Annotated in this window: 29 protein-coding genes and 1 riboswitch; of the genes, 2 read left to right on the top strand and 27 right to left on the bottom strand. The window is 72.2% G+C overall.

Translation table 11 applies throughout. The features are described 5' to 3' along the window. The 17 genes from JNK12_24475 to JNK12_24395 all read right to left on the bottom strand — a co-directional run bounded on the left by JNK12_24475 (position 1) and on the right by JNK12_24395 (position 16,263). Positions 1 to 684, bottom strand: coding sequence for a DUF2071 domain-containing protein (locus JNK12_24475; protein ID MBL8779105.1), 684 nt, complete (start codon positions 682 to 684; stop codon positions 1 to 3). A 68-nt stretch (positions 685 to 752) separates the two neighbouring features. Continuing rightward, positions 753 to 1,367 carry a DNA-3-methyladenine glycosylase gene (locus JNK12_24470; GenBank protein MBL8779104.1) on the bottom strand — a complete coding sequence of 205 codons (615 nt, stop codon included), beginning with the start codon at positions 1,365 to 1,367 and terminating at the stop codon, positions 753 to 755. Between the two features lie 2 nt (positions 1,368 to 1,369). Beyond that, positions 1,370 to 1,885 carry a GNAT family N-acetyltransferase gene (locus tag JNK12_24465; GenBank protein MBL8779103.1) on the bottom strand — a complete coding sequence of 172 codons (516 nt, stop codon included), beginning with the start codon at positions 1,883 to 1,885 and terminating at the stop codon, positions 1,370 to 1,372. A 4-nt stretch (positions 1,886 to 1,889) separates the two neighbouring features. Then, positions 1,890 to 3,272 (bottom strand): argininosuccinate lyase, encoded by a 1,383-nt coding sequence (gene argH / locus JNK12_24460; GenBank protein MBL8779102.1) that lies wholly within the window; start codon positions 3,270 to 3,272, stop codon positions 1,890 to 1,892. Then, positions 3,272 to 4,474 carry an argininosuccinate synthase gene (locus tag JNK12_24455; protein MBL8779101.1) on the bottom strand — a complete coding sequence of 401 codons (1,203 nt, stop codon included), beginning with the start codon at positions 4,472 to 4,474 and terminating at the stop codon, positions 3,272 to 3,274. Before JNK12_24455 ends, argH begins: the two co-directional genes overlap by 1 nt. A gap of 115 nt (positions 4,475 to 4,589) precedes the next feature. Continuing rightward, on the bottom strand, positions 4,590 to 5,072 hold the full coding sequence (gene argR, locus JNK12_24450; GenBank protein MBL8779100.1) for an arginine repressor: 483 nt from the start codon (positions 5,070 to 5,072) through the stop codon (positions 4,590 to 4,592). 2 nt (positions 5,073 to 5,074) lie between these two features. Then, the gene (argF, locus tag JNK12_24445; GenBank protein ID MBL8779099.1) at positions 5,075 to 5,989 is read right to left on the bottom strand and encodes an ornithine carbamoyltransferase; all 915 of its coding nucleotides are present in this window, start codon (positions 5,987 to 5,989) and stop codon (positions 5,075 to 5,077) included. A gap of 97 nt (positions 5,990 to 6,086) precedes the next feature. After that, positions 6,087 to 7,211: an acetylornithine/succinylornithine family transaminase gene (locus JNK12_24440; protein ID MBL8779098.1), complete on the bottom strand. Its 1,125-nt coding sequence runs from the start codon at positions 7,209 to 7,211 to the stop codon at positions 6,087 to 6,089. A gap of 17 nt (positions 7,212 to 7,228) precedes the next feature. Further along, complete coding sequence (gene argB / locus JNK12_24435; GenBank protein MBL8779097.1) at positions 7,229 to 8,140, bottom strand: acetylglutamate kinase; 912 nt, start codon at positions 8,138 to 8,140, stop codon at positions 7,229 to 7,231. Beyond that, on the bottom strand, positions 8,137 to 9,303 hold the full coding sequence (argJ, locus tag JNK12_24430) for a bifunctional glutamate N-acetyltransferase/amino-acid acetyltransferase ArgJ (protein ID MBL8779096.1): 1,167 nt from the start codon (positions 9,301 to 9,303) through the stop codon (positions 8,137 to 8,139). Before argJ ends, argB begins: the two co-directional genes overlap by 4 nt. 40 nt (positions 9,304 to 9,343) lie before the next feature. Next, positions 9,344 to 10,360 carry an N-acetyl-gamma-glutamyl-phosphate reductase gene (locus tag JNK12_24425; protein MBL8779095.1) on the bottom strand — a complete coding sequence of 339 codons (1,017 nt, stop codon included), beginning with the start codon at positions 10,358 to 10,360 and terminating at the stop codon, positions 9,344 to 9,346. 113 nt (positions 10,361 to 10,473) lie between these two features. Beyond that, a complete protein-coding gene (locus tag JNK12_24420) occupies positions 10,474 to 12,840 on the bottom strand; it encodes a phenylalanine--tRNA ligase subunit beta (GenBank protein MBL8779094.1) in 2,367 nt (788 codons plus the stop codon). 115 nt (positions 12,841 to 12,955) lie between these two features. Further along, positions 12,956 to 13,987 carry a phenylalanine--tRNA ligase subunit alpha gene (gene pheS, locus JNK12_24415; protein MBL8779093.1) on the bottom strand — a complete coding sequence of 344 codons (1,032 nt, stop codon included), beginning with the start codon at positions 13,985 to 13,987 and terminating at the stop codon, positions 12,956 to 12,958. An 82-nt stretch (positions 13,988 to 14,069) separates the two neighbouring features. Further along, positions 14,070 to 14,909: an RNA methyltransferase gene (locus JNK12_24410; GenBank protein ID MBL8779092.1), complete on the bottom strand. Its 840-nt coding sequence runs from the start codon at positions 14,907 to 14,909 to the stop codon at positions 14,070 to 14,072. A 58-nt stretch (positions 14,910 to 14,967) separates the two neighbouring features. Next, positions 14,968 to 15,333 (bottom strand): 50S ribosomal protein L20, encoded by a 366-nt coding sequence (rplT, locus tag JNK12_24405; protein ID MBL8779091.1) that lies wholly within the window; start codon positions 15,331 to 15,333, stop codon positions 14,968 to 14,970. Positions 15,334 to 15,391: 58 nt separating this feature from the next. Then, positions 15,392 to 15,586 carry a 50S ribosomal protein L35 gene (rpmI, locus tag JNK12_24400; protein MBL8779090.1) on the bottom strand — a complete coding sequence of 65 codons (195 nt, stop codon included), beginning with the start codon at positions 15,584 to 15,586 and terminating at the stop codon, positions 15,392 to 15,394. A gap of 26 nt (positions 15,587 to 15,612) precedes the next feature. Continuing rightward, a complete protein-coding gene (locus tag JNK12_24395) occupies positions 15,613 to 16,263 on the bottom strand; it encodes a translation initiation factor IF-3 (GenBank protein ID MBL8779089.1) in 651 nt (216 codons plus the stop codon). 318 nt (positions 16,264 to 16,581) lie between these two features. Here JNK12_24395 and JNK12_24390 point away from each other — a divergent pair, with 318 nt between their 5' ends. Beyond that, positions 16,582 to 17,085, top strand: coding sequence for a hypothetical protein (locus JNK12_24390; protein MBL8779088.1), 504 nt, complete (start codon positions 16,582 to 16,584; stop codon positions 17,083 to 17,085). Next, the gene (locus tag JNK12_24385; GenBank protein ID MBL8779087.1) at positions 17,054 to 17,509 is read left to right on the top strand and encodes a hypothetical protein; all 456 of its coding nucleotides are present in this window, start codon (positions 17,054 to 17,056) and stop codon (positions 17,507 to 17,509) included. The genes JNK12_24390 and JNK12_24385 overlap by 32 nt, the downstream gene beginning before the upstream one ends. Position 17,510: 1 nt before the next feature. Here JNK12_24385 and JNK12_24380 read toward each other — a convergent pair whose 3' ends face one another. The 10 genes from JNK12_24380 to def all read right to left on the bottom strand — a co-directional run bounded on the left by JNK12_24380 (position 17,511) and on the right by def (position 26,152). Beyond that, positions 17,511 to 19,646, bottom strand: coding sequence for a sulfatase-like hydrolase/transferase (locus tag JNK12_24380; protein ID MBL8779086.1), 2,136 nt, complete (start codon positions 19,644 to 19,646; stop codon positions 17,511 to 17,513). Positions 19,647 to 19,683: 37 nt separating this feature from the next. Beyond that, positions 19,684 to 20,175 (bottom strand): GNAT family N-acetyltransferase, encoded by a 492-nt coding sequence (locus JNK12_24375; protein MBL8779085.1) that lies wholly within the window; start codon positions 20,173 to 20,175, stop codon positions 19,684 to 19,686. Positions 20,176 to 20,200: 25 nt separating this feature from the next. Further along, a complete protein-coding gene (locus tag JNK12_24370; protein ID MBL8779084.1) occupies positions 20,201 to 20,416 on the bottom strand; it encodes a cold shock domain-containing protein in 216 nt (71 codons plus the stop codon). Between the two features lie 11 nt (positions 20,417 to 20,427). Continuing rightward, positions 20,428 to 20,898 (bottom strand): 6,7-dimethyl-8-ribityllumazine synthase, encoded by a 471-nt coding sequence (locus JNK12_24365; GenBank protein MBL8779083.1) that lies wholly within the window; start codon positions 20,896 to 20,898, stop codon positions 20,428 to 20,430. A 39-nt stretch (positions 20,899 to 20,937) separates the two neighbouring features. Continuing rightward, the gene (locus JNK12_24360) at positions 20,938 to 22,167 is read right to left on the bottom strand and encodes a bifunctional 3,4-dihydroxy-2-butanone-4-phosphate synthase/GTP cyclohydrolase II (protein ID MBL8779082.1); all 1,230 of its coding nucleotides are present in this window, start codon (positions 22,165 to 22,167) and stop codon (positions 20,938 to 20,940) included. Beyond that, a complete protein-coding gene (locus tag JNK12_24355) occupies positions 22,167 to 22,808 on the bottom strand; it encodes a riboflavin synthase (protein MBL8779081.1) in 642 nt (213 codons plus the stop codon). The genes JNK12_24360 and JNK12_24355 overlap by 1 nt, the downstream gene beginning before the upstream one ends. Continuing rightward, positions 22,808 to 23,782, bottom strand: a complete 975-nt coding sequence (ribD, locus tag JNK12_24350) for a bifunctional diaminohydroxyphosphoribosylaminopyrimidine deaminase/5-amino-6-(5-phosphoribosylamino)uracil reductase RibD (GenBank protein MBL8779080.1) — start codon at positions 23,780 to 23,782, stop codon at positions 22,808 to 22,810. Before ribD ends, JNK12_24355 begins: the two co-directional genes overlap by 1 nt. 91 nt (positions 23,783 to 23,873) lie before the next feature. Then, a riboswitch (FMN riboswitch) is annotated at positions 23,874 to 24,002 on the bottom strand. 87 nt (positions 24,003 to 24,089) lie between these two features. Beyond that, positions 24,090 to 24,578 (bottom strand): MogA/MoaB family molybdenum cofactor biosynthesis protein, encoded by a 489-nt coding sequence (locus JNK12_24345; protein MBL8779079.1) that lies wholly within the window; start codon positions 24,576 to 24,578, stop codon positions 24,090 to 24,092. Between the two features lie 94 nt (positions 24,579 to 24,672). Next, positions 24,673 to 25,584, bottom strand: a complete 912-nt coding sequence (gene fmt / locus JNK12_24340) for a methionyl-tRNA formyltransferase (protein MBL8779078.1) — start codon at positions 25,582 to 25,584, stop codon at positions 24,673 to 24,675. A gap of 25 nt (positions 25,585 to 25,609) precedes the next feature. Next, positions 25,610 to 26,152, bottom strand: a complete 543-nt coding sequence (gene def / locus JNK12_24335; GenBank protein MBL8779077.1) for a peptide deformylase — start codon at positions 26,150 to 26,152, stop codon at positions 25,610 to 25,612. Between the last annotated feature and the right edge of the window lies 1 nt (position 26,153).

Below are 26,153 nucleotides of genomic sequence, written 5' to 3'. Positions count from 1 at the left end.
TCAGGCGCCGACGCGGGTGGGTGGCGTGTGGACGTCGAAGTGCACGGTGCGGGCCACCACGGCGCTGTGGGGCGTCGCGCCGGGCTCGATGAGGCCGAGACGCTCGAACACGGCGAAGCGGGCCTCGTGCACCACGCACGGTCGCACCGCCAGCACGTCGTGCCAGACCGAGTACCTCCCGAGGCCACCGCGGCGGCGTTGGTACCAACCCACCATCGGGTGGGTCAGCAGCTCCAGGGTCTGGTCGAGGTCGCGGAAGCCGTCGAGCCGCTCGAGCGGGGCGCCGGTGGCGGACAGCCGACAGGACCCCTCACCCCACCCCTTCGCCTCGAACGACCACGAGCGGCACTCGTCGGAGTCCCACGTCCCGGCAATGGAGATCCGGTCGCGGTGCCACGGCATCTGCCACGCCCGCTTGGGGAGGGCCACGAACACGCTGTCTAGCGACGTCCCGAAGAACCAGACCCCCCGTTCGCCCCGGAAGGTGACGTAGGCGCGGTAGTTGACCTGCCCGCAGGACACCTTCACGAGCGGGAAGAACCGGAAGTGGAAGTCCCGGTCCAGGAACGGGACGGCCGACACCAGCGCGGCCGAGTCGCCGTCGTCGAAGGCGAAGGTGTCGGCCTCGACGCCTTCGGGCAGCACCGCCGAGAGCCGCTCGGGATCCACGCGGTACGACACCATCGCGAACTGATCCAGCTCTGTCGCAGCGTGGCACCACCGCGCCGGCGGCCGCTCCGTCCCGCCGAAGGTCACGGGCCGACGTTACGCGGTCCCGACACGTTGGGGTCACCGGCCACCAGCCACCGCCACTCGTGCTCGACGCCGGCGCTGAGGCCGATGCGCCGGGTGACCACGGGGGCTTCGGGTGGCGGCGTGCCGTCGTCGAGGATGCGCACGCCGAGGTCGCCGGCCACGAGATCGGCACCATCGAAGGCGCGGTCGATGCCGAAGGCCTGGCAGAGCTTGGCCGGCCCGCTGCACAGGTCCCGGTCCCGCTTGGCCGCGGCCCCCCGATCGGCCCGCATCTCGTCCAGGCCCTCGAGGGGGGCGGCGGCACGCAGCAGGACCGCGGAGGACTCCCCCACCTCGCCGCACACGGCGTTCGCGCACCAGTGCATGCCATAGGTGAAGTACACGTACAGGTGCCCGGCCCGGCCGAACATCGTGCGGGTGCGGGGGGTTTCGCCCCGGTAGCCGTGGCTGCCGGGGTCCTCGGCGCCGGCGTACGCCTCCACCTCGACGATGCGGGCGACTCGCGGCGCGGCGCCGTCGCGGCGGCGGACGAGGAGCTTCCCCAGGAGCTCGGGTGCCACCACCCGGCTGTCGCGCCGGTAGAAGCCCCGGGGCAGCCTCCGGGCCCGCACGGTCAGCTCGAGGCGCCGTCGAGCTCGGGGTGGACGCCGAGCTCGAGGTTGAGGCGCAGCTCGGGTTGCGCCCGGGGGGCGAAGCCGAGGTCGCGGTAGAGACCCTCACCCACCGACGTGGCGTGGAGGTCGATAACCTCGACGCCACGGCGACGGATCTCGTCGAGCAGGTGCACCATGATCGACCGGGCCGCGCCCCGCCGGCGGAAGCCCTCGTCGGTCGCGATGGAGCTGATGTACGCGGTGCGGCCGAGCACGTTCTGGCTGCCAGGGATGCGGACGTGGAACTCGACGAGGCCCGAGGCGATCGCGCCGCCGCCGTCCGGATGGTCGACCACGGCGCCGTAGAGCGCCTCGGTCCCGAGCAGTTCGACGAGGTGGTCGCGGCAGGACTCGACCCAGGCGGGGTCACGCGCCACGACGCCCATCGAGTCGAACATCACCTGGCGGAGGCGCAGGAGCTCGTCGACGTCGTCGAGGGTGGCGGCACGGGCCACGAGCGGCGCGCGGTCGCCCACCGGGTCAGGCCTCCGCGAGGCGCTCGGCGTCGGCGTCGAGACGGGCGCGGAAGCGCTCGATCTGGGCGGCCACCGGCACCGGGCCGGCGCCGCCGGGGGTCGTGCGGCGTGACGCCGCCACCCCGGGAGCGAGCAGTCCTGCCGCCTCGGGCCCCAGGTCGGGGTGGGCGGTCACCAGGTCGACGAGGGCGGCGCCGCCGTCGAGGGACTCCCGCACCAGGCCGCCGACGACGGCATGGGCGTCGCGGAAGGGCATGCCCCGGCTCACCAGCAGCTCGGCGAGGTCGGTGGCCGACGAGGTGGGGCTGTCGGCCGCGGCCCGCATGCGCTCGTGGTCCCAGGTGAGGGTGGCCACGAGGCCGTCGACCGCCGAGAGCCCGAGCGACACCTGGTCGAGCGAGTCGAACAGCGGCTCCTTGTCCTCCTGGAGGTCCCGGTTGTAGGCGAGGGGCAGGCCCTTGAGGGTCACCAGAAGGCCGGTCAGGTTGCCCACGAGGCGGCCGGCCTTGCCACGGGCCAGCTCGGCGATGTCGGGGTTCTTCTTCTGGGGCAACATCGACGAGCCAGTGGCGTAGGCGTCGTCGAGGCGGGCGAAGCCGAACTCCTCGGACGTCCAGAGCACGATCTCCTCGCCGACGCGGGACAGGTGCAGGCCGATCATGGCCAGCGCGAAGAGCGATTCCGCCACGAAGTCGCGGTCGCTGACCGCGTCGAGCGAGTTGTCGAAGGCGCGGTCGAACCCGAGGTCCAGGGCCACGCCGGTGGGGTCGAGGTCGAGCGACGAACCGGCCAGGGCCCCAGCGCCCAACGGGGAGACGTCGAGGCGGCGCCGGGCGTCGAGCAGGCGGTCGACGTCACGGGCGAGGGCCCAACCGTGGGCCAGCAGGTGGTGGGCGAGGGTGACGGGCTGGGCCCGCTGGAGGTGGGTGTAGCCGGGGAGGTACTCGTCGCCGGCCGCCTCCGCCCGGGCCAAGAGCGTGTGCTGGAGCACCAGCACACGCTCGGCCACCGCCCCGAGCTCCCGCTTGGTGAACAGGCGCAGGTCGGTGGCCACCTGGTCGTTGCGGCTGCGGCCGGTGTGCAGCTTGGCGCCGGCGGGCCCCGCCAACTCGGTGACCCGCCGCTCGACGGCGGTGTGGATGTCCTCGTCGGAGGCCACGAAGGCGAACGAGCCGTCGGCCAGCTCCTCCTCGACCGTGTCGAGGGCTCCCAGAACGGCCGAGGCCTCGTCGCCGTCGAGGATCCCGGCCCGGACGAGACCCTTGACGTGGACGCGCGAGCCCACGAGGTCGTCCGCCGCCAGGCGGCGATCGAAGGGCAGGCTGACCGTGTAGGCCAGCAGCTCCTCGGCGGGTCCGCCCGCGAAGCGGCCGTGCCAGAGCGTCATCAGAGCTTGGCCTCGGACCCGGGGCCCTGACGGGCGCTCCAGGTCTCGAGACCGAGGCCCCAGAGGCGCACGAAGCCCGCCGAGTCCTCGTGGCGGAAGCTGTCGTCGGCGTCGTAGGTGGCCAGGCCGTAGTCGTAGAGGCTGTGGGGGCTGCGCCGGCCGTTGACGTAGCAGTTGCCCGGCTCGAGGCGCAGGCGCACCTCGCCGGTGACCTTGCGCTGGCTCTCGTCGATGAAGGCGTCGAACGCGTCCTTGAGCGGCGAGAACCACAGGCCGTCGTAGATCAGCTCGGCGTACCGGGACTCGAGGCGGGCCTTCTCCCGGGAGAGGTCGCGCTCGAGGGTGATGGACTCGAGGTCGGCGTGGGCCAGGATCAACGCCAAGGCAGCCGGGCACTCGTAGGTCTCCCGGCTCTTGATGCCGACCCGGCGGTTCTCGACCATGTCGATGCGACCCCAGCCGTACGAGCCCACCACCTTGTTGACGTGGTCGATCAGCTCGACCAGGCCCATGGGCTGCCCGTCGACCGAGGCCGGGATGCCCTCCTCGAAGCCGATCTCGAGGTCACGGGGCTCGGTCTCGGTGGGGACCGTCATCGACCACACCCCCTGCGGCGGCACCCGCCACGGGTCCTCCATCTCGCCGCACTCGATGGCACGGCCCCACAGGTTGTCGTCGATCGAGTACACCTTCTCCTTCGTCGCCACGATGGGGATCTCGTGGCGGTAGGCGTAGAGGATCGAGTCCTCACGGGTCATGCCCCACGAGCGCACGGGCGCAAGGACGTCGAGGTCCGGGGCGAGAGCGCGCGTCGACACCTCGAAGCGCACCTGGTCGTTGCCCTTGCCGGTACAACCGTGAGCCACCGCGTCGGCGCCGTGGTAGCGGGCAGCCGCCACCAGGTGCTTCACGATGACCGGCCGCGAGAGCGCCGACACCAGCGGGTATCGCCCCTCGTACATGGCGTTGGCCTTCAGGGCCGGCGCCACGTAGTCCTCCGCGAACTCCTCGCGCACGTCGGCGACGACCGCCTCCACGGCCCCGGCCGCGAGGGCGCGCTCGCGCACCGCGTCCCAGTCACCTCCCTGGCCGACATCGGCGGCGAGGCACACCACCTCGACGCCCAGCTCCTCGATCATCCAGCGGACGGCCACCGACGTGTCCAGTCCACCGCTGTAGGCCAACACCACTCTCCTCACCATGCACCTCCTTCGTCGGTGCCCCTTCGGGATCCGACTCTCGTCGACTTCGCTGCTCCGCTCCGCTTCGCAGCCTCTCGAACCGCTCGCACGCCGTGCGTCCTGCCTGGCAGGCGACTCACTGCAGGCCGGCCAGGTCGCGGAGGCGGTCGGCGACCGCCGCGCCCGTCGTGGACTCCCCCACCACCACCATGAGGGTGTCGTCGCCCGCCACCGTACCCAGCACCTCGTCCAGGTTGGAGCGGTCGAGGGCCGAGGCGACGACGTGGGCCGAGCCCGGCGGCGTGCGCAGCACCACGATGTTGGCCGAACTGGCCACTTCGACCACCCAGTCACCGAAGACCCGGCGCAGGTGGTCCTCGGGGGCGACCTGGTCCTTCGGGAGCTCGGGGATCGCGTAGACCGACTCGCCGCCCCGCACGCGCACCTTGATGGCACCGAGGTCGTCGAGGTCACGCGACACCGTGGCCTGGGTGGCCACGACGCCGTCTTCGGCCAGCAACTCCACGAGCTGGGCCTGGTTGGTCACCGCCGCCTGCTCGAGCAGGCCCGCGATGCGGTGCTGGCGTTGCGTCTTGGACAGCCGTGCCGGCTCGCTCACGGTCACGCTCGCCCACCCGGCCCGTCCTGCACGGTCAGAAGCCAGGCCAACAGGCCCCGAGCGGTGTGCATCCGGTTCTCGGCCTCGCGCCAGATCCGGCTCCGGGGCCCGTCGACGACGTCGGCGGAGGCCTCCTCGCCCCGATGCGCGGGAAGGCAGTGCAAGAAGACGCCGGCGGGCGCGAGCCGCTCGACGACCGCGGTGTCCAGGGTCCAGCCCTCGAAGTCCCGCCGCCGCTTCTCGGCCTGCTCCTCCTGACCCATCGACGCCCACACGTCGGTACAGACGACGTCGGCGCCTTCGACCGCTTCCTCCGCCCGGTCGTGCACGGTGGGCTCGCCCCCGGCGGTGCGGATGCGGTCGAGGTCGACGGGGCCGAAACGGTAGCCGGGCGGGCACCCGAGGCGCACCTCCATGCCCATCATCAGCGCGGCGATGGCGATGGACCGGGCCACGTTGTTGGCGTCGCCGACATAGGCGAGGGTGCGCCCCTCGAGAGCGCCGAACTCCTGGCGGATCGTGAGCAGGTCGGCCAACGCCTGGAGCGGATGGGCCTCGTCGGAGAGCAGGTTGACGATCGGCACGCCCGACACCGCGGCCATGCGCTCCACCTTGGAGTGGGCGAACACCCGCGCCCCGATGGCCGCGTGGTAGCCGGCCAGGGTACGGGCGACGTCCTCGGTGGTCTCCCGGGTGTCGAGGCCGACCTCGTCGGCGTGGATGGTGATGGGGTGGCCGCCGAGCTGCACGACGGCCATCTCGGTGGAGTTGCGCGTGCGCAGGGAGGGCTTCTCGAACAGCAGGGCCATGCCCTTGCCCGCCAGCACCTGCGGCGGCGCCGGGTCCTCGGCCAGGTCGAGCACCGTCGTGAGCTCGACCGGGGTCAGGTCGTCGATCTCCAAGAAGTGGCGGGTCATGACAGGACCTGCTGGCTTCGTGCCGCCTTCGGCGTCACCCCTTCGGGATCCGAGTCGAGGACTGCCCGCTGCTCCGCTCCGCTGCGCAACGTCGATCTCACGACAGGACCTCCGAGAGGATCGAGACCGCTTCGTCGATCTCGTCGTGGGTGACGAGCAGCGGCGGGGCGAAGCGCAATGCGGTGGGCGTCACCCCGTTGACCACCAGGCCGGCGGCGAGGCAGTCGGCGGCCACCTGGCGGGCGTCGCGCCCGTCGAGCTCGGCCGCCAACAGCAGGCCGAGGCCCCGTACGTCGGTGACCGCGTCGAGGGCGAGCAGCCGCTCGGTGAGGTGGGCGCCGGCGTCGCGCGCCCGGGACGGGACGTCCTCGGCCTCCATCACTGCCAGCACCGCGCGGGCGGCGGAGGCGGCGAGGGGCTGGCCGCCGTAGGTGGTCGCGTGGTCGCCGGGCTGGAACGCGTCGGCCACCTCCTCGCGTGCCCAACAGGCCCCGATGGGCACCCCGTTGCCGAGGGCCTTGGCCATGGTCACCACGTCGGGGAGCACGTCGAAGTGCTGGTGGCCGAACCAGCGGCCGGTGCGCCCCAGGCCGGTCTGCACCTCGTCGACCATGAAGAGGAGGCCCCGCTCGTCGCAGAGGGCCCGGACACCCTGGAAGTAGTCCGCCTCGGCGACGTTCACGCCCCCCTCACCCTGCACGGGCTCGAGCAGGACCGCCGCGACGGTCGGGTCGATGGCGCGCTCGAGGTCCTCGAGGTCACCCCAGGCCACGTGGCGGAACCCCTCGGGGAGGGGTTGGAACGTCTCGTGCTTCTCGGGCTGGCCGGTGGCGTGGAGGGTGGCCAGGGTGCGGCCGTGGAACGAGCCGTAGGCACTCACCACGCCGTGGCGACCGTGCCCGCCCCACTTGCGGGCCAGCTTGATGGCGGCCTCGTTGGCCTCGGCGCCCGAGTTGGCGAAGAACACCTTCCCGCCACCGCCGAGGAGACGATCGAGGGCAGCCGCCGCCTGGCGACCCGGCACGGTGGCGAAGAGGTTCGACACGTGGAGCAGGGTGCGGGCCTGTTCGCAGAGCGCGTCGGCCACGACCGGGTGGGCGTGGCCGAGCGAGACGACGGCGAGCCCTCCGAGGAAGTCGAGGTAGCGCTTGTCGGTGTCGTCCCACAGCTCGGTGCCGGCCCCGCGCACGAAGGTGACCTGCGCCGGCGGGTAGGTGGTCATGAGCGGCGAGGGGGTGGTCATGGCGTGTCTCCGGTCGTGGCGCCGGCCTGGGGCCCGGTGACCATCGTCCCGATGCCGGCGTCGGTGAACAGCTCGAGGAGCACCACGTGGGGCACCCGGCCATCGAGGATGTGGGCCGACCCGACACCGTGCTCGACGGCGTGGATGCAGGCGGCGATCTTGGGGATCATCCCGCCGCTCATCACCCCGTCGTCGACGAGGCGCTGGAGGTCGGCGGTGGTGATCTCGCTGACCAGGGTGCTCGGGTCGTCGGCGTCCAGGCGCAGGCCCTCGACGTCGGTGAGGTAGATGACCTTGTGGGCACCGAGCGCTTCGGCCACCGCGCCGGCGCCGGTGTCGGCGTTGATGTTGTAGGCCTGACCGCCGGCGTCGGTCCCGATCGTGGAGATGACCGGGATGAGGTCCTCGGCGAGCAGGCGCTCGACGATGGTGGGGTTGACCGCGGCCACGTCGCCCACGAAGCCGAGGGCGGGGTTGCGGGCCGAGGCCTGGATGAGGCTGGCGTCGCCGCCCGACAGCCCGACCGCAAGGGGCCCGTGCACGTTGATGCCGGCCACGATCTCGCTGTTGATCTTGCCCTCGAGCACCATCCGGGCGACCTCGAGGGTCTCCGCGTCGGTGACCCGCAGGCCGTCGTGGAACACCGACTCCTTGCCGAGGCGGGCCAGCAGGTCGCCGATCTGCGGGCCGCCGCCGTGCACGATGACCGGCTTCGCTCCGACCCGCTGCAGGAGCACGACATCCTCGGCGAACTGGCGCGCCAAGGATTCCTCGACCATCGCGTTGCCGCCGTACTTCACCACCACGATCTGCCCGGAGAGGCGGGTGATGTAGGGCAGGGCCTCGACGAGGACGCCGGCGATCTGGGCCGGGTCGGTGATGCGGGAGGGGTCGGCGACCCCGGTCACGACGTGCCCATGTTCTCGTCGACGTAGGCATGGGTGAGGTCGTTGGTCAGGATGGTGAAGCGGCCGGCGCCGACGCCCAGGTCGACGGTGACGTCGAGCTCGGGCTCGGCCATGTGGTCGGCGACGGCACCGCTGTCGTGCTCGATCTCCACGCCGTGGCGGGCCACCATCACCCCGCCGTAGCAGACCGACAGGAGGGCCTGGTCGAAGTGCACGCCGGCGCTGCCGGCCTCGCTGGCGAGACGGCCCCAGTAGGGGTCCTCGCCGTACCAGGAGCACTTGCACAGGGCGCTGTCGGCGATGCGGCGGGCCGCCTCCTCCGCGTCGTCGTCGGAGGCGGCGCCGGTGACGTGCACCCGTACCAGCTTGGTGGCCCCCTCGGCGTCACCCGCCATCTGCTCGGCGAGGTGGAGGCAGGCGGCCGCGACGGCATCCCGGAAGGCCCCCGGCTCGGGGGCGCCGGCGCGCCCGCTGGCGAGGAGCAACACGGTGTCGTTGGTGCTCTGGCAACCGTCGACGCTCAGCGCGTTGAAGGAGTGGGCCACGCCCTCGTGGAGTGCGGCCTGGAGCCCGGCCGCGTCGACCGCGGCGTCGGTGGTGAGCACCGCCAGCATCGTGGCCATCTTGGGCGAGAGCATCGCCGCGCCCTTGGCCATGCCCCCGACCACCCAGCCGTCGCCCTGGACGACGGTCTCCTTGCGGTGGGTGTCGGTGGTCATGATGGCCTCGGCGGCGTCTGCCGCACCCTGCGGGCTCCGGGCCGAAGCGAGGGTGGGAAGCGACGCGGCCATGGCCTCGACGGGCAGGCGGTTGCCGATGAGGCCGGTCGAGCACATGAGCACGTGGTGGGGCGCGCAGCCCAGCTCGGCGGCCAGACGGCCAACCAGCTCCTCCGCGTCGGCGTGGCCCGCCTCGCCGGTGGCGGCGTTGGCGTTGCCGCTGTTGAGCAGCACGGCGGCGGCCTGGCCCTGGGCCTGGCGCAGGTGGGCCTGGCAGAGCTGGACGGGAGCCGCGGTCATCTTGTTGGGCGTGAACACACCGGCGGCCGCCACGGGCTGGCCGTCCTCGGTGGCCACCAGGGCGAGGTCGAGGGCCTCGGGGTCCTCCTTGACCCCGCCGTGGATGCCGGCGGCGACGAAGCCTGCGGCCGCGGTGACGCTCATGAGAACTCCTCGATCGGGGGGATGCGGATGGCGAGCGGGGTCACGGGTAGAGCCCCGCGGTGGGCAGGCCGGTGGCTTCCGGGAGGCCAAGGGCGAGGTTGGCGCACTGCACGGCCTGGCCCGAGGCGCCCTTGACCAGGTTGTCGATGGCGCAGAGGGTGACGACCCAGCCGGTGCGCTCGTCGGCCCGGGCGGTGACATGGGCGGTGTTCGACCCGAGGGTCGCCTTGGTGGACGGCGACCGCTCGCTGACCACCACGAAGGGCTCGTCGGCGTAGGCCTCGTGGAGCGCGGCGAGCACGGCCTCGGTGGACGTGGGTGCCACCGGCCGGGCGTAGCAGGTGGCCAGGATCCCCCGGTTCATCGGCGCGAGGTGCGGGGTGAACAGCACCTCGGTGCCGAACACCATCTCCATCTCGGGTGTGTGGCGGTGGCCCAGCAGGCCGTAGGCGGTGAAGTCCTCGTCCACCGTGCAGAACGTGGTGTTGGGCTTCGGCGGCCGTCCGGCGCCGGACACCCCGCTGGCAGCATCGACCACGATGCCGGTGGGCGCCACGAGGCCCGAGCGCACGAGCGGCCCGAGTGCGAGGTTGGCGGCGGTGGGATAGCAGCCCGGGACCGCCACCGCGGCGGCGCCTGCGAGCTCGTCCCGGTAGACCTCGGGGAGCCCGTAGACGAAGCGCTCGAGCAACTCAGGAGCAGCGTGGGCATCGCCGTACCACTGCGGGTACAGCGCCGGGTCCTTCAGGCGGAAGTCGGCGGCGAGGTCGACGACGTGGGGCACCCGGTCGAGCAGGTCGGGCACCAGTGCCTGGGAGGCGCCGTGGGGCAGGCCCAGGAAGACGAGGTCGAGCCCCTCGACCCCGGCGGCGTCATAGGGAGCGAAGACGAGGTCGCCATAGGCGGCCGCGAGGCTCGGGTAGAGATCGGCGACCGCGATGCCGGCCTGACTGTCACCCGTGGCGAGCACCAGCTCGAGCTCGGGGTGGCCGGCGCACAGGCGCAGCAGCTCGGCGCCGGTGTACCCGGACGCCCCGATGATCCCGACCTTGCTCATGGTGCACCTGTGGCCATTCGCAAGAGCATACGAAGTCACGCATTTCTATGCAAAGTCATTCCGTGCGCCACGGGACAGGTGCCGCAGGCGTCCGCGGGCCGAGGGGGCGCGCCTCAGCGAAGGGTGGCGCCGTGCGCCGTCTCGACCGCTTCGATCAGACGGGTGCGGGCCTCCCCCACCTCGGCATCGGTGAGGGTGCGGTCCGGCGCCTGGAAGCGCAGGGCGTAGGCGAGGCTGCGGCGGCCTTCGGCGAGACCTGCGCCCCGGTAGACGTCGAAGAGCCGGACATCGGCGAGCAGGTCGCCGCCCGCGTCCCGCAAGGTGGCTTCGACGGCGCCCGCGGGGACGGCCTCGTCGACCTCGAAGGCCAGGTCGATGTCGCTCGACGGATACCGGCTGACCTCGCGGTACCGGCGCTCACCGTGGGGCAGGGCCAAGAGGGCGTCGAGGTCCACCTCGAGCCACGCCACCCGCTCACCGAGGTCGTAGTCCGCCACCACCCCGGGGTCGATCTCGCCGACGAGGCCCACGCGCTGGCCGGCGACGACGACGTGGGCCGTGCGGGTCGGGTGCAGGCCGGCGGAGGATGCCTCGATGCCTTCGGGGTCGAGGGCGGCGTCGGCGAAGCCCAGGGCCTCGGCGACCAGGCGCCACACCTCGACCGCGGCCGGCGCCTCCGCCTCGCCGAGGATCACGGCGAGCACCTCGCGCTCGTCGGGCAGCTGCTGGCCTTCGGGGGGTACCCCGAAGACGTGGCCGATCTCGAACAGCGACACACCGCGGTTGCGATGGCGGGTGTTGTAGGCCAGCGCGCCGAGCAGCCCCGGGCGCAGCGACGGGCGCAGGATGGACTCCTCGGCGGCGAGCGGGTTGGTCACCGTGACCCGGGGGCCGTCCAGGCCGGCCCGCACGAGGTCGTCCGGAGCGAGGAAGGGCAGCGGGAGCGCCTCGCTGATGCCCAGGCCGGCGAGCACGTGACGGAGCTGGCGACGCTCACGCTGGCGCTCGGTCAGCCCGCCCGTGTGGACGCCCGGCGGGCGCCGCCGCGGGATGGCGGCGTACGAGTGGTGGCGGGCCACCTCTTCGATGACGTCGATCTCGGTGGCCACGTCGGGCCGGAAGCCGGGCGACGTCACGGGCTGGGCGTCGCCCTCGGCGGGAGCCACGTCGAAGCCGATGGGGCGCAGGTAGCCCGCGATCTGCTCGGTGGTGAGGTCGGTGCCGAGGATGGCGTTGACGCGCGGCGTGCGCACCCGGATGGGCGCCACCGCGGGAAGGTCGCCCCGCTCGTCGATGAAGCCCGGCGCCACCGTGGCGCCGGCCTGGGTGGCGAGCTCGCAGAAGCGGTCCAGGGCCAGGTCGATGCCGAAGGGGTCGAGCCCCCGCTCGTAGCGCATGGACGCCTCGGAGCGCAGGCGGAGGCGCTTCGACGTGCGGGCGATCATCATCGACGGCCACCACGCCATCTCGAGCAGCACCGAGGTGGTCGAGGCCGAGATCTCGGTGGAGGCGCCGCCCATGACGCCGGCGATGCCGATGGGCACGTCGTCGCCATCGGTGATGAGGGTGTCCTCGGCGATGACGGACCGCTCCACGTCGTCGAGGGTGACGATGCGCTCGCCGTCGCGCGCGGCCCGCACCCGCAGGGTGCCGCCGGCCACGAGGTCGAGGTCGTAGGTGTGGTTCGGGTGGCCCAGCTCGAGCATCACGTAATTCGAGAGGTCCACGATGCTGTTGATGGGGCGCATGCCGAGGGCGGTGAGCCGGTTGGCCAGCCACTGCGGCGAGGTGCCGACGGTGATGTCGCGCAGGACGCGGGCCCCGAAGCGACCGCAGCGGTCGGCGTCGACGATCTCGACCCGGGCGATGCCCTCCGCCGACGCGCCCGACTCGGCGAACACGGGCGTGGGCAGGGTGAAGGGGGCGCCGAGGCGGGCGGCGAGATCCCGAGCCACGCCGGCCACGGACATGGCATCGGGCCGGTTGGGGTTGATCTCGAGGTCGTAGAGCACGTCGGCCTCGACGCCAAGGGCGTCGCGCAGCGGGGTGCCCGGCACCAGGCCGTCGGAGAGGACGAGGATGCCGCCGGCGTCGCCGCCGAGACCGATCTCGGCCGCGGAGCACAACATGCCGTTCGACCACTCGCCCCGCAGCTTGCGCCGGGCGATCTCCATGCCGTTGGGCATGACCGTGCCGAGGGTGGCGAGCGGCACGAGGTCGCCGACGGCCATGTTGAACGCGCCGCAGCAGATCTGGAGGGCCTCTCCGTCGCCCGCATCCACGTCGACGAGCTGGATCTTGTCGGCGTCCGGGTGCTTGCGCAGGTCGAGGACCCGCGCCACGACGATGCCGTCGAGCCCCTCCCCCAGGTGCTCGATGGACTCGACGGCCATGCCGAGGTCGCTCATCACCTCGCCGAGCGCGACGGGGTCGCCCTCGAGGGGCGCGAACTCACGGAGCCAGGACAGCAAAACCCTCATCTCAAGACCTACTTGACCGGTTCGGTGACGTTGCGGAGCGAAGCGGAGCAGCGACGAGCGCTCTGATCGGAGGCCGAAGGCGCTCCGAGGGACGAGGAGCCAATGTGATGCACCTTCAGAACTGGCTCAGGAAGCGGATGTCGTTGGTGAACAGCTCACGGATGTCGTTGATCCCGTGGCGGTTCATGGACAGGCGGTCGGTGCCGAAGCCGAAGGCGAAGCCCGACCACTCCTCGGGGTCGTAGCCCACGTTGGCGAACACGTTGGGGTGGACCATGCCGCAGCCCCCGAGCTCCATCCAGCCGGTGCGGCCGCACGTCTGGCAGCCCTCGCCGAGGCAGAACAGGCAGTTGATGTCGTACTCGGCAGACGGTTCGGTGAACGGGAAGTACGACGGGCGCAGCCGTGAGTGGATGGCGCCGCCGAAGTAGGCCGTGGTGAACGCCTCGAGGGTGCCGGCGAGGTCGGCGAAGGTGATGCCCTTGTCGACCACGAGCCCCTCGATCTGGTGGAAGACCGGCATGTGGCTGGCGTCGGCGGTGTCCCGGCGGTACACCCGGCCGGGCATGATCGAGTAGATCGGCGGGGGGCCGCCCTCCATCACCCGGATCTGCACCGGTGAGGTGTGGGTGCGCAACACGGTGCTCTCGGGCGGGCCGAGGTCCACGTAGAGCGTGTCCCACATGCTCCGCGCCGGGTGCGACTCGGGGATGTTGAGGGCCTGGAAGTTGTACCAGTCGGTCTCGACCTCAGGGCCCTCGGCCACGGTGAAGCCCATGCCCACGAACACGTCCTCGAGGCGGTCGTGGGTCTGGGTCACGAGATGGAGGTGGCCGAGCGAGCGCTCGGCGATGGTCTCGGTCAGATCGAGGCGCTCGGCCTCGAGGCGAAGGAGGCGCTCCGCCGCCTCGAGGGCGTTGCGTCGGGCGTCGAGGGCCGCCTGCACCCGGGCGCTGGCCTCGTTGAAGGCCCGACCGACGGCGCGACGTTCCTCCTCGTCGAGGTCTCGCAGCCCCTTCTTCAGCTCGCCGAGCGCCGACCGCTTGCCCAACAGCTCGGAACCGAGCGCGTCGAGCTCGGCCAGGGTGCCGACTGAGGCCGCGCGTGCCTCGGCGTCGTCGACGATCCGTGCGAGCTGCTCGATCATCGACACGTGCGGAGGGCCTCCTGGGGACGGGGAGCACCGACGATAGTGAGCGGCACCCGGTGGGCGGTCATCGGCGCCAAGGCTAGGGGTGACCCGTCGCCACGGACGACGGGTTTGCGCCGCCGGCCCGGCGCTGGCGGGCGGCCTCGAAGCACAGAACGGCGCCTGCCGCAGCCACGTTCAGCGACTCGGCCCGGCCCTCGATGGGGATGGCCACCACCTGGTCGACCGCGGCCTGCACGCCGGCGGGAAGTCCCGCCGCCTCGTTGCCCAAGAGGAGCGCCACCGGGCCGGTGAGGTCGCAGTGGTCGTAGTCGATCGGGCCGTCCGCGGCCGTGCCGATGGTGCGCAGGCCGCCCTCGTGCAGGGCTGCGAGCGCCGAGGCGACGTCGCCGGCGAGCGCCACCGGGAGATGGAACAGCGCCCCGGCGGAGGCGCGCACGCACTTCGGGTTGAAGACGTCGACGCTCTGACCCGCGACCACCACGCCGGCGGCACCGGACGCCTCGGCCGTGCGCAACAAGGTGCCGGCGTTGCCGGGGTCGCGCACGTCGAGCAGGACCACCACGGGCCGCTCCGCGCCCCCGTCGGGACAGGCCGCGCCCAGCACGGCGCCGAGGGGCGCATCGCACCAGGGGGCCACCGCGATCACCGGCTGAGGGGTCACGGCGTCGGTGACGCGGGCCAGGGTCCCGGGCTCGAGCTCGTGGACGGCGACGCCCAGCGCCCGGGCGCGGTCCGCGAGGTCGACGGCGGCGGCCTCGTGGAACACGGCCTCGAGTTCGATGCCCGCCGCCAGCGCCGCCTCGACGACGTGTGGGCCCTCGAGGACGAAGGCCCGCTCGTCGACACGCTCGCGACGGCGGCGAGCCAGCCGACGCACCCGCTGCACGCGGGGGTTGCGGGCGGCGAGCGGCGTCACGACCTTCCGACCTCGGGGCCGGTGCGGATCGGGACGCCCGCTCGCCGGCAGCGCGTGATCAGTCGGCCGCGGCGCTGGCCTCGTCGGCCACCTTCACCAGCGCGCTGAACGCGGCGGCGTCGGTGACGGCGAGGTCGGCCAGGACCTTGCGGTCGACCTCCACCTCGGCGAGGCGCAGGCCGGAGATGAAACGGCTGTAGCTGGTGCCGTTCTCGCGGCAGGCGGCGTTGATGCGCTGGATCCAGAGCTTGCGGAACTCGCCCTTGCGTGCCCGCCGATCGCGGTAGGCGTACTGCAGCGAGTGCATGACCTGCTCGTTGGCGGCACGGTAGCTACGGCTCTTGTTGCCGTAGTAGCCCTTGGCCCGCTCCAGCGTGGCGCGGCGGTGCTTCTTGGAATGGACGGCGCGCTTGACTCTGGCCATCGGGGTTCCTTTCGAGACGTCGGGGGGAAGGTGAGACCGGCGGAGACGCCGGCGGGGCTCAGATGCCGAGTTGGCGCTTGACCTTGGCGCGGTCGCCTGCGGTGAGCTCGGTCTCGCCGGCCAGGCGGCGGGTGCGCCGGGACGACTTCTTCTCGAGGATGTGGGCCCGGTACGCCTTGCGGCGCATGATCTTGCCGGACCCGGTCACCTTGAAGCGCTTCTTCGCGCCGCTGTGGGTCTTCATCTTGGGCATGTCGTCGTCTCCGGTGGGGTCGGGACCTAGGTGGGCTCGGCCGGCGGTTCGGCCGCGGTGGCCACCTCGGCGGTGGGGGAAGGGGTGGGTGCGCTGGAGGGGGGATCGGCGGCGGGCTGCTGGGCCTGGGGCTCGGCTCCGGGTTCGACGCCGGACTCGATGGCGGCCGCATGGGCCTGCTGGGCCTTGCGGTCGGGCACGAGGACCATGGTCATGTTGCGACCGTCGACCTTCGGCACCACCTCGACGCGCCCCGTGTGGGCCACCGCCTCGGCGACGTTGTCGAGGATCCGCTTGCCGAGCTCGGGGTGTTGCATCTCCCGACCGCGGAACATGATCGTGACCTTGACCTTGTGGCCCTCGTCGAGGAAGTGCTCCACCTTGCGAGTCTTGGTCTCGAAGTCGCCGGCACCGATCTTGGGCCGGTACTTCATCTCCTTGACCACGACGTTCGTGCTGTTGCGGCGGGATTCCTTGGCGCGCTGGGCGGCCTCGTACTTGTACTTGCCGTAGTCCATGATCCGACAGACCGGCGGGTTGGCCTTGTCGGCCACCTCCACCAGGTCGAGGTCGAGGCCACGGGCCATCTGCAGGGCTTCGGGCAGGGGCTTGATGCCGATCTGCTCGCCGTCGGGGGCTACGAGTCGTACCTCACGGGCCCGGATCTTCTCGTTGATCCGAGGCTCGTTGTTGGCCGGGGGCGCAGCTATGGCCGATCACTGCTCAATGCGCAACTCCTTGAGATGGGGGCTGGGAAGGACGGTGCTGCCGGTGGCGGCGCCTCGGTCCTCGCCACCGGGAGGTGAAAAGCACGAAAGGCGGACGCCGGGAAAGCCGACGTCCGCCGACCCACCGGCGAGCCGGTGGGGGGAGGTTGCATCGACCCGGGCGCACCATCGGTGGCCGGGTGGGGACCCGAAGGGCCCCGCTTTCCGATTCAGTTGCGGTCCTACACTACCAGCCATGACCCCGATCAGGACAGGTGGGACCACCCGATGAGCAGTCTCTGGACACCAGGCGGCGAGGTCCCGGTCGACCGGGAGGCCCCGCAGCAGGCCCCGGCGGCCGACCCCGACGGCGACATCGACCCGGCCGACCTGCTCGCCGCGATCCTCTCGAGCATCCCCGAGGACCAGCGCGACGAGTTCCAGGCCGCCTTCGCCGAGCTCACCGACGAGGAGCGGGACAACTACCTCCAGGCGATGCTCCAGCGGGCGGAGATCCAGCGCCAGGTGGTCGAGTCGCCCGTCGAGATGCAGATCGCCAACCACGCCGCGGGCCTGTTCGAGCTGGCCGCCCTGCACCTCCAGCACCCGCCGCCGCACCTGCCGGAAGCCAAGCTGGCCATCGACGCACTCGCCGGCCTGCTCGGTGCCGTGGGTGACCAGTTGGGTGATCAGGGCGCCGAGCTCCGGGCCATGCTCAGCCAGATCCAGCTCGCCTTCGTCCAGGTGCAGGGCAGCGCAGGTGACGGCGAGGCGGAGGCCCCCGACGCCTGACGTCTTCGCCGACGGACGGCCCTTCTTCGAGGCCGTGGCCGAGATCGTGCCCGACCTGCTCGATGGCGCCTCGATGAAGGCGTCGGGGTGGAGCGTCAAGGTGTGGTTCGACGAGCCCAAGGAACACTACGAGGTGCAGTGGCTCCAGGGCCGCGACGTCGAGGTGGGGTTCCACGCCGAGCACCGCGACGCCGTCCGCAACGACGCCGTCCTCGCCGCGCTCGTGGCGGGCGAGGGGACCTGGCGGGCCGAGCTCGGCGCCGACCCGGTGGCCGGCGGGTTCGTGGGCGGCCGCCCCGAGCACTGGCGGCGGGTCTCCGAGGTGTGGGAGGCCCCGGACCTGGGCTCGGTCGACCTCGCCATGGAGGCCGCCGATCGCCTCGCCTCGTACGCCGAGGCCCTGGAGGCCTTCCGGGCGCGGTGAGTCAGCGGCCGGCCATGCGCTCGTACTGCGCTCGCCGGAAGGCTCCCGGCGCGTCGGGATCCGGGAGCAGCAGGTCCATCTGGTTGTCCCTCGGGGCCAGCGCCGCCTCGTCGAGCAGGCCGCGGAACGTGCAGGTGGTCCCCTCGCACACGAAGGCGAGGGCGACCCCGGCGACCTGACCGTTCACCACGAAGAGCCCCGCGGTGGGCAGCGGGCCCTCGACGTCGAGCACCGTGCCGACCTGGACGAGCGGGATCGTCGTGGAATCGGCGGTGTGGTCCTCGACCGGCTCGAACGTCTGCCAGCGCACGCCCGAGTCGCCACGCACGTCGAGCACGTCGACCGGCTGGCCGACGAGGTCGGTGTAGGGCTCCACCGGGGCCAACCCACGCTCGTCGAGGAGACCGGGGAGCCAGGTCTCGTTCCGGGCGGACACCGGGAACACGCTGTCCACGTAGACGGGTCGCAACAGCTCGTTGGGAGCAACCGCCTTGTCGTCGCGCCGCTCGGCCGGATCGAGGAGCGACTGCCCGTCGAACGACCAGTCGGTGTCGATCTCGAGGGCGTCCACGATGGTGGGGAGCACGTCGATGGTCAGCGCGTTGATGTCGTTCACCTCGCCGGCGCCCTGACCCGGGTACTTGACGAACAGCGGGACGGAGAAGATCTCGGCTTCGGTGCCCTCCACGGGCACCCGTCCGGGCTGGCCCGGGGTGAACGCCTCACCGTGATCGGCCACCACCACGACCAGGGTGTCGTCCCAGGTGCCGAGCGCCTGGAGGCGATCCATCAGCGCCTCGATGCGCCCGTCGACGTACTGCACCTGCATCAGGTGCATGCGCAGCCCCTCGCGGACCAGCACCGGGTCGGCGGACCACCGCCCCGTGTCGTCGATGCCGGGCTCGGGACCGGGGTCGGTGAGGGGCAGGCCGCTCGCGGTCATGAGCCACGGGGTGTGGGGCAGGAGGACGTGCGCATAGGACAGCGTGCGCTCGGCGTCGGCCGGGAACCGCTCGATCCAGGCATCGAGGTCGCGGCCCTGCGCCTGGGGGTCAGCGGCGTTCTCGTCCACCGCGCCGGGAACGGCAGCACCGTCGGTCTCCGCGACCACCGCCTCACGATCGAGGAAGTCGCCCCACGATCGATCGACGGGCGCCAGCGAGGACCGCAGGCCCGGCGGGAGCACCACGTGGCCGAACACGAGCGCGGTGTCGGCCAGGGCGTCCCCGAGCCCGGCTGCTGCGGGGGTCGACGCCGTCGTCGGGCACAGCGACTGCGGGCAGAGGCGGGCGACGGTCTCGTGGACGTCGAACTCGTAGCTGCCGCCCAGCAGCGTGAACAGGTTGTCCGGGTACTCCGCCGAGGTGGGCAGCTCGGCCTCCGGCACGATTCCGCTGAGGGTGGCCGGCACGCTGCGGTTCGTGCCCGACGAGACCGTGGAGGCGTTGCGGTACCAGGTGCTCTCGGCCGCGAGCCGGGCGAAGCCGGGGAAGCGCGCCTCGTTGATGGTGCCGTCGGAGCGCATGATCGAGGCGAGGGGGAGTTCGTCGAGCTGGAGCAGCACGACCGGCGCCGGCGATCCCACCGTCACCGACGTCGCGGCCTCGGCTTCGTGACCGAAGAGCAGCGACGAGGTCTCGGAGGCGAACAGGAACGCACCCAGCACCAGAAGGGGCGCGAGGGCGAGGTAGCGCAGACCGAGGGCGAGGGACGGCGAACGCCGCAGCCCCACGATGACGGCCCCGCCCACCGCCAGGGCCATTGCCATCGTCACCACGTCCGACCCGGCCGCGACGTGACGGGCGAGGCCGGCGCCCAGCAGCGCACCGAGCAGCCCGACGAGCCCGAGGTGCACGAGGTGTCCGGCCCGCTCGTCGATCGCGAAGACCACCAGCTCGGCCAGGAGCAACAGCGCAGGGAGACCGAGCGTGAGCAGCAGGGCCAGTGCCAGGATCTCGCCGTTGCCGAGCCCGGTCGCCACGAAGTACGTGGGGTTGCGACCCAGCAGGTCCAGCAGAGGCTGCGCCACGGCGAGGGCGGCGAGCCCCAACAGCTGGGCACCGTTGTGGGTGACCAGGTGGGCGAGCGTGGGACGTCTCGACGATCGGGCGGCGAGCTCGGTACTCATCTCGACCACAGCGGCGATCGTACCCCTCGGATACCGCCGGTCTCCTTCAGTGGAGCGCGCTCCCGGGACGCTCCTCGTCGAGCACCAGGCCCATGACCACGGCGTCCCACAGCTCGCCGTTCTTGCGGGGGTAGTGGCGGCGCAGGTAGCCCTCCTGCACGAAGCCCATGCCCTCGTAGAGCCGGCGGGCGGTGTCGTTGTGGGGCCACATCTGGAGCTCGAGCTTGTGGGCGCCGGCGTCCTGGGCCCAGTCGATGGCGGCCTGGAGCAGCGCGCGCCCCACTCCCCTGCCCCGCCACCCGTCGGCCACGCACATGCCCAGATGGGCGACGCCGTAGGAAGCCAGCTCGATGCCGAGGTTGGCGATCAGCGCACCGCCACCGTCCACTGCCACGAAGCTGCCCGTGCCCGGCCGCCCCGGACGCAGGCGGGCACGGTCGCCCTCCTCGTCGAGCGGGAGCTCGGCCCCGATCCACCGACCCTCGCCGGCCACGGCGACACGCAGATCCATGACGGCGTCGAGGTCGTCGACCGCCATCGGTCGGATGGTGAAGGTCCGGGTGTCAGCCACCGCGGGCGGCGGGCCGCAGGTTGGTCGCCTCCCAGCGGCCCATGCGGCCGGGGACCACCTCGAAGTCGACGGCGGCGCCCACCTCGATGGTGCGGGTGCCGTCGGCGATGGCCGTGCAGTGGAAGAAGTGCTCCTGGCCGTCGGCGTCGTCCACCACGGTGCCGATGCCCCGGGGGTCGTCGAAGCTGACCACGCTGCCCGTCGCCATCGCGGGTGCGCTCAGGCCTTGGGGAGCTGGCGCAACAGGTCCACCATCTCGATGGCCGTCACGGCGCACTCGTAGCCCTTGTTGCCGGCCTTGGTGCCCGCCCGCTCGATGGCCTGCTCGATGGTGTCGGTGGTGAGCACCCCGAACACGATGGGCACCCCCGTCTCGAGCTGCGCCGCCTGCACGCCGGACGCGCACTGGCCGGCCACCACGTCGTAGTGCCCGGTCGCGCCGCGGATCACCGCACCGAGCGTGACCACCGCGTCGACCTCGCCGGAGGCGGCGAGGCGCTTGGCCACGAGGGGGATCTCGAACGACCCCGGGGCCCAGACCTCGGTGATCGAGCCCTCGTCCACGCCGTGGCGCAGGAGACCGTCACGGGCCCCGGCCAGCAGACGCTCGGTGATGAGGTCGTTGAAGCGCCCGCACACGAGTGCGATCCGCATCCCGGCGCCGTTGAGGTTGCCGCTGTAGGTCGTCATCGTCGGGACCCTTTCCGGTCGGTGTGGCGGAGTGCCTGGTCAGACATCATCGAGGCCCTCCAGCAGATGGCCCATGCGCTCCCGCTTGGTGCGCAGGTAGTGGATGTTCTCGGGGTTGGGGATGGACTCCAACGGCACCCGCTCGACGACCTCGAGGCCGAAGCCCTCGAGGCCACCGTACTTGGCAGGGTTGTTGGTCATCAGGCGCATCGTGGTGATGCCGAGGTCGACCAGGATCTGGCTCCCGATGCCGTACTCCCGGTTGTCGATGGGCAGGCCCAGCTCCACGTTGGCGTCGACGGTGTCGTGGCCGGCCTCCTGCAGGGAGTAGGCCCGCAGCTTGTGACCGATGCCGATGCCCCGGCCCTCGTGGCCCCGGAGGTACACGAGCACGCCCAGTTCCTCCGCGGCGATGCGGGCCATGGCCGCGTCGAGCTGGAGGCCGCAGTCGCAGCGCAGCGAGCCGAAGATGTCACCGGTGAGGCACTCGCTGTGCACCCGCACGAGCACGTTGTCCTCGCCCTGCACGGCGCCCCGGACCATGGCGACGTGCTGCTCGCCGTCGAGCAGGGACTCGTAGCCGTAGCAGGTGAAGTCGCCCCACTCGGTGGGGATGCGGGCCTCGGCGGTGCGCTTCACCAGCTTCTCGTTCTGGCGGCGGTACCGGATGAGCTCCGCGATCGAGATCATCTTCAGGCCGTGCTCACGGCTGAACTCGAGCAGGTCGGGCACACGGGCCATCGTCCCGTCGTCCATCACGAGCTCGCACAGCACGCCGGCGGGGTACAGCCCCGCCATGCGGGCGAGGTCCACTGCGGCCTCGGTGTGGCCGGCCCGCTTGAGCACGCCGCCCTCCGAGTAGCGCAGCGGGAAGATGTGGCCCGGGCGGGCGAGATCGGCCGGGCGGGTGGCCGGGTCGATGAGGGACTGGATGGTGGCCGACCGGTCGGCGGCCGAGATGCCCGTGCTGGTGCCCTGGCGCACGTCGACGCTGTAGGTGAAGGCGGTGCGCTGGGCCTCGGTGTTGTGGCTGACCATGAGGGGGATGTCGAGCTCGTCGAGACGCTCGCCCGTCATGGGCACGCAGATCAGACCGGACGTGTGGCGCACGAAGAAGGCGATCTTCTCGGGCGTGGCGTGCTCGGCCGCCATGATGAGGTCGCCCTCGTTCTCGCGGTCCTCGTCGTCGACCACGACCACGATCTCGCCGCGGGCGATGGCCTGCACCGCCTCGTCGACGGTGTTGAAGGGGTTCTTGTGCTCGGCCATCAGGCCTCCTGTGCGGGGGTTGCGAGGGGGATGTCGAAAGCGGCGCCGGGTTCGGCGTCATGGGTGAGCAGGCGCTCGGTGTACTTGGCGATGACGTCGACCTCGAGGTTGACGAGGTCGCCGGGCTGGCGGGCGCCGAGGGTGGTGACCTCGGCGGTGTGGGGGATGACGGCCACGGAGAAGCCGTCCTCGAGGGGCTCGACCACCGTGAGGCTGACGCCGTCGACGGTGATGGACCCCTTCTCGATCACGTAGCGGAGCAGGTGGGCGGGCATGCGCACCCGCAGGTCGGGGACGGGAGCCACGACCTCGCCGACCGCGTCGACGTGGCCCTGCACCAGGTGACCGCCGAGGCGGTCCATCAGCCGCACGGGGCGCTCTAGGTTGACCGGGTCGCCGGCCTTCAGTCCGCCGACGCTGGTGCGCTTGAGGGTCTCGTCGCTGACGTCGGCCTCCCACCACGTGGGCGGGTCCGCGGGGTCGAGGGCCACGATGGTGAGGCAACAGCCGTTGACCGCGGTGGAGTCGCCGAGGCCGGCGCCTTCCAGCACCCCGCCAGCGGCGATACGGATGCGCACCCCGTCGGGGCTCGGCTGGACCGATTCCACCCTCCCCAGCTCTTCCACGATCCCGGTGAACATCAGTCGGCTTCCTCTCGGAGGGGGGCGAGCTCGAGGCGCACGTCGGCGCCGACCTGGCGCACCGAGCGGACCTCGCCCCGCCACACGTCGTCGATGGTGGCGGCGCCCGGCCCGGCGAACAGGCCGCGGGCGTCATCGCCCCCGAAGAGCGCCGGCGCCAGGTACAGCACGTACCGGTCGACCAGGCCTTCGCGGTGGAACTGGCCGGCCACCGACGCCCCACCCTCGACCATGGCCTGGAGCACGCCGCGCTCCCCCAGCTCGTCGAGCACCTCGGTGAGGGGGCCGTCGAGCTCGAGCGCGGGAAGCACCTTCGCCCCCTCGGGGGCCCGGCCGAGCACCACCCGCAGGGGGTCCACTCCCTCGGCGTCACGCACGGTGAGCGACGGGTCGTCGGCCCGTACGGTGCCGGCGCCCACGATGATCGCGTCGCTCTCGGCCCGCAAGGCGTGGGCGTCAGCGCGGGCCTCGGGGCCGGTGATCCACTGGCTGGTGCCGTCGGGGGCGGCGGTGCCGCCGTCGGCGGAGGCCGCCAGCTTCAGGACCACCCACGGGCGGCCCGTGGTGCGGTGCTTGACGTAGGGGGCGAGCTGCTCGGCCACGAGCTCCCGGCCCACGCCCTCGACCACCTCGACGCCGGCGTCACGCAGCTTCTGCGCCCCCCGGCCGGCCACCTTCGGGTCCGGGTCCTCCAGTGCGAAGACCACCCTGGCCACGCCGGCCTCGATCAGGGCGTCGGCGCACGGGCCGGTGCGCCCCTGGTGAGAGCACGGCTCGAGGGTGCAGTGCACGGTGGCGCCTCGGGCCATCTCCCCCGCCGCGTCGAGGGCGACGCGCTCGGCGTGGGGTCCACCGGGCGGCTGGGTGGCGCCCTCGAAGGTGCTGCCGTCGGCGGCGGAGAGCACGCAGCCCACCCACGGGTTGGGCGACGTGGAGACGCGCACGGCGGACGCGAGCGTCACGGCTCGTGCCATCACCGCCTCGTCCTCCGACGTGCCGTCCACTCGTTGGTGCTCCTCAGCGTGCGCAGGCAAGGGTGCGCGCGCCAGAGGTCCTGGCGTGGTGGCACCCTCGCTCCCATCCGGACTGTGACCGTCGGCTCCGGAACTTCCCCGGATCGGCCCGGGCCCGAGGGCCAGGGTTCGCAGGCTGTACTGCCGGTCGGGACTTTCACCCAAAACCCCGCGAGGGGTTGTCTTCAAATTTAGAACCGATTCTAATTTTGCCGGACCGTTCGGTCAACCCGACGTCCCGACGCTACCGGCGCCGTCGGTCAGGGCGTCAGTGCTCGCGGTGGCCGGCGAGGAGGCGGAGGGCGTGAGGGACGACGTCGAGGACGGCGTCGAGGGTCTCGATGCAGCCCTTGGTGGACCCGGGTGTGTTGAGCACGAGGCTCTCCCCCACCGTCCCGGCGACGGCTCGCGAGAGCCGGCCGAGGGGGCTGACGAGACGCATGGCCTCGGCCAGGCCGGGCGCCTCGCGCTCCAGCACCTGGAGCGTGCCCTCGGGGGTGAGGTCACGGGGGCCGAAGCCGGTGCCGCCGGTGGTGACCACCAGGCCGGCGAAGCCGTCGGTGAGGTCGCGCAGCGCCGCCGCCACGGGCTCGATGCCGTCCTCGGTGACCCGGCGCTCGATCACCTCGTAGCCGTGGGCGGCGAGGTGCACCGCCAGCGCATCACCCGACTTGTCCTCCCTGGTGCCGGCGACGACGCCGTCGGACACCGTCAGCACCTTGGCGGGCAGTGCGGCGTCGTCGTCCTCCAAGCTCATCACCTCACCGTACGGCGCGCACGCCGGCCGGATCCGACGTTCTGGCCGCGACCCTCTGTTGTCACGGCCGAGATCTCGCGGCCAGAACGGATGGTCACTGGCCGAGGCGGTCGACGTCGGTCCAGTGGGCCCCGTTGAACCACGCCTCGGCGGGCTGGTGGCCCTTGCCCTCGGGCTGCACCTCGACCACGGCGAGCGGGCCGTCGCCGGCACCGACGAGGACCTCGCCGCCGGCGTGCTCGACGTCCCCCACGGCCACGGCCGGCGCCGGGGGCGACTCGACGAGGCGGGTGCGGTGGATCTTGAGGCGCTTGCCCCGGTACGTCGTCCACGCCCCGCCGACCCGCACCTGGCGGTGGATCTCGACCGCCGGACGGGACCAGTCGATCTCGCGCTCCTCCGGCCGGATCTTCCTGGCGTAGGTGACCTCGCCCTCCTGGAGACGGGGCTCGCCGAAGCCTTCGGCCAGGGCGTCCAGCAGCAGCGAGGAGCCGAGGTCGACCAGTTCGTCGCGCAGCTCGTCCAGGGTGACGTCGGGGTGCACCCAGCACTCGGTTCGGGCGTACACGGCGCCGGCGTCGAGCTCGGAGACGACTTCCATGAGACACACGCCGGTGTGCTCGTCGCCGGCGAGGATGGCCCGCTCGACCGGCGCCGCGCCCCGCCAGCGCGGCAGCAGCGAGAAGTGCAGGTTCACGAGCGGGACTGCGTCGATCACGTGGTCCTTCAGGATCTCGCCGAAGGCCACGACCACGCCCAGCTCTGCGCCGACGGTCAGGATGTCGTCGACGTCGTGGCTCACGGGGATGCCCAGCTCGAGGGCCGCGGCCTTGACCGGACTGGGCTGGAGGTCGCCGCCTCTCTCCCGCCGCTTGTCGGGCCGGGTGACCACGAGGGCGACGTCACGGCCGTCGTCGACCAGCGCCTGCAGCGGGGGCACGGCCAACGCCGGCGTGCCGAGGTAGACGAGGCGCCGTGGATCGGGCGGGATCGGCGGTGGCGTCATGGAAGAGCCAGGGACCGGCGGCGACTCAGGAGAGTCGGAGCCCGCCACGGGAGGCCGCGGCGGGAGGCGGCGCGGCGTCTCGGGCCATGGCCGCCTCGCGGAGTGCCTTCTTGGCGGCCTTGCGCTGGTCGTCGTCGAGGTGCTCGAGGAGGAGCACGCCGTCGAGGTGGTCGAGCTCGTGCTGGAACAGGCGTGACAACAGCTCGTCGGCCTCGAAGGAGACCTCGTTGCCGTCGAGGTCGTAGCCGGTGAGGTGGATCTCCTTGGGGCGGATGATCTCCCACGAGAGCCCGGGCACCGACAGGCAACCCTCCTCGTAGGCCCATTCGCCGCTGCTCTCGGAGATGACCGGGTTGACCAGGACGGCGGGCCCGTCGCCGGCGTCGTAGACGAACAGCCGCTTCTGCACACCCACCTGGGGGGCGGCGAGGCCGAGGCCCGGCGCGTCGTACATCGTGGTCAACATGTCGTCGGCGAGGCGGACGAGGGCGCCGTTGATGTCGTCGACCTCGGCGGCGCGCTGGGTGAGGACGGGATCACCGAACACGCGGATGGCGTAGGGAGGCATA

This window comes from Acidimicrobiales bacterium (genome assembly GCA_016794585.1).
GTDB lineage: Bacteria > Actinomycetota > Acidimicrobiia > Acidimicrobiales > DATDAH01 > JAEUJM01.
Note: the sequence above shows the minus strand (reverse complement) of the source record. Positions and strands in the feature narration are given on the sequence as shown.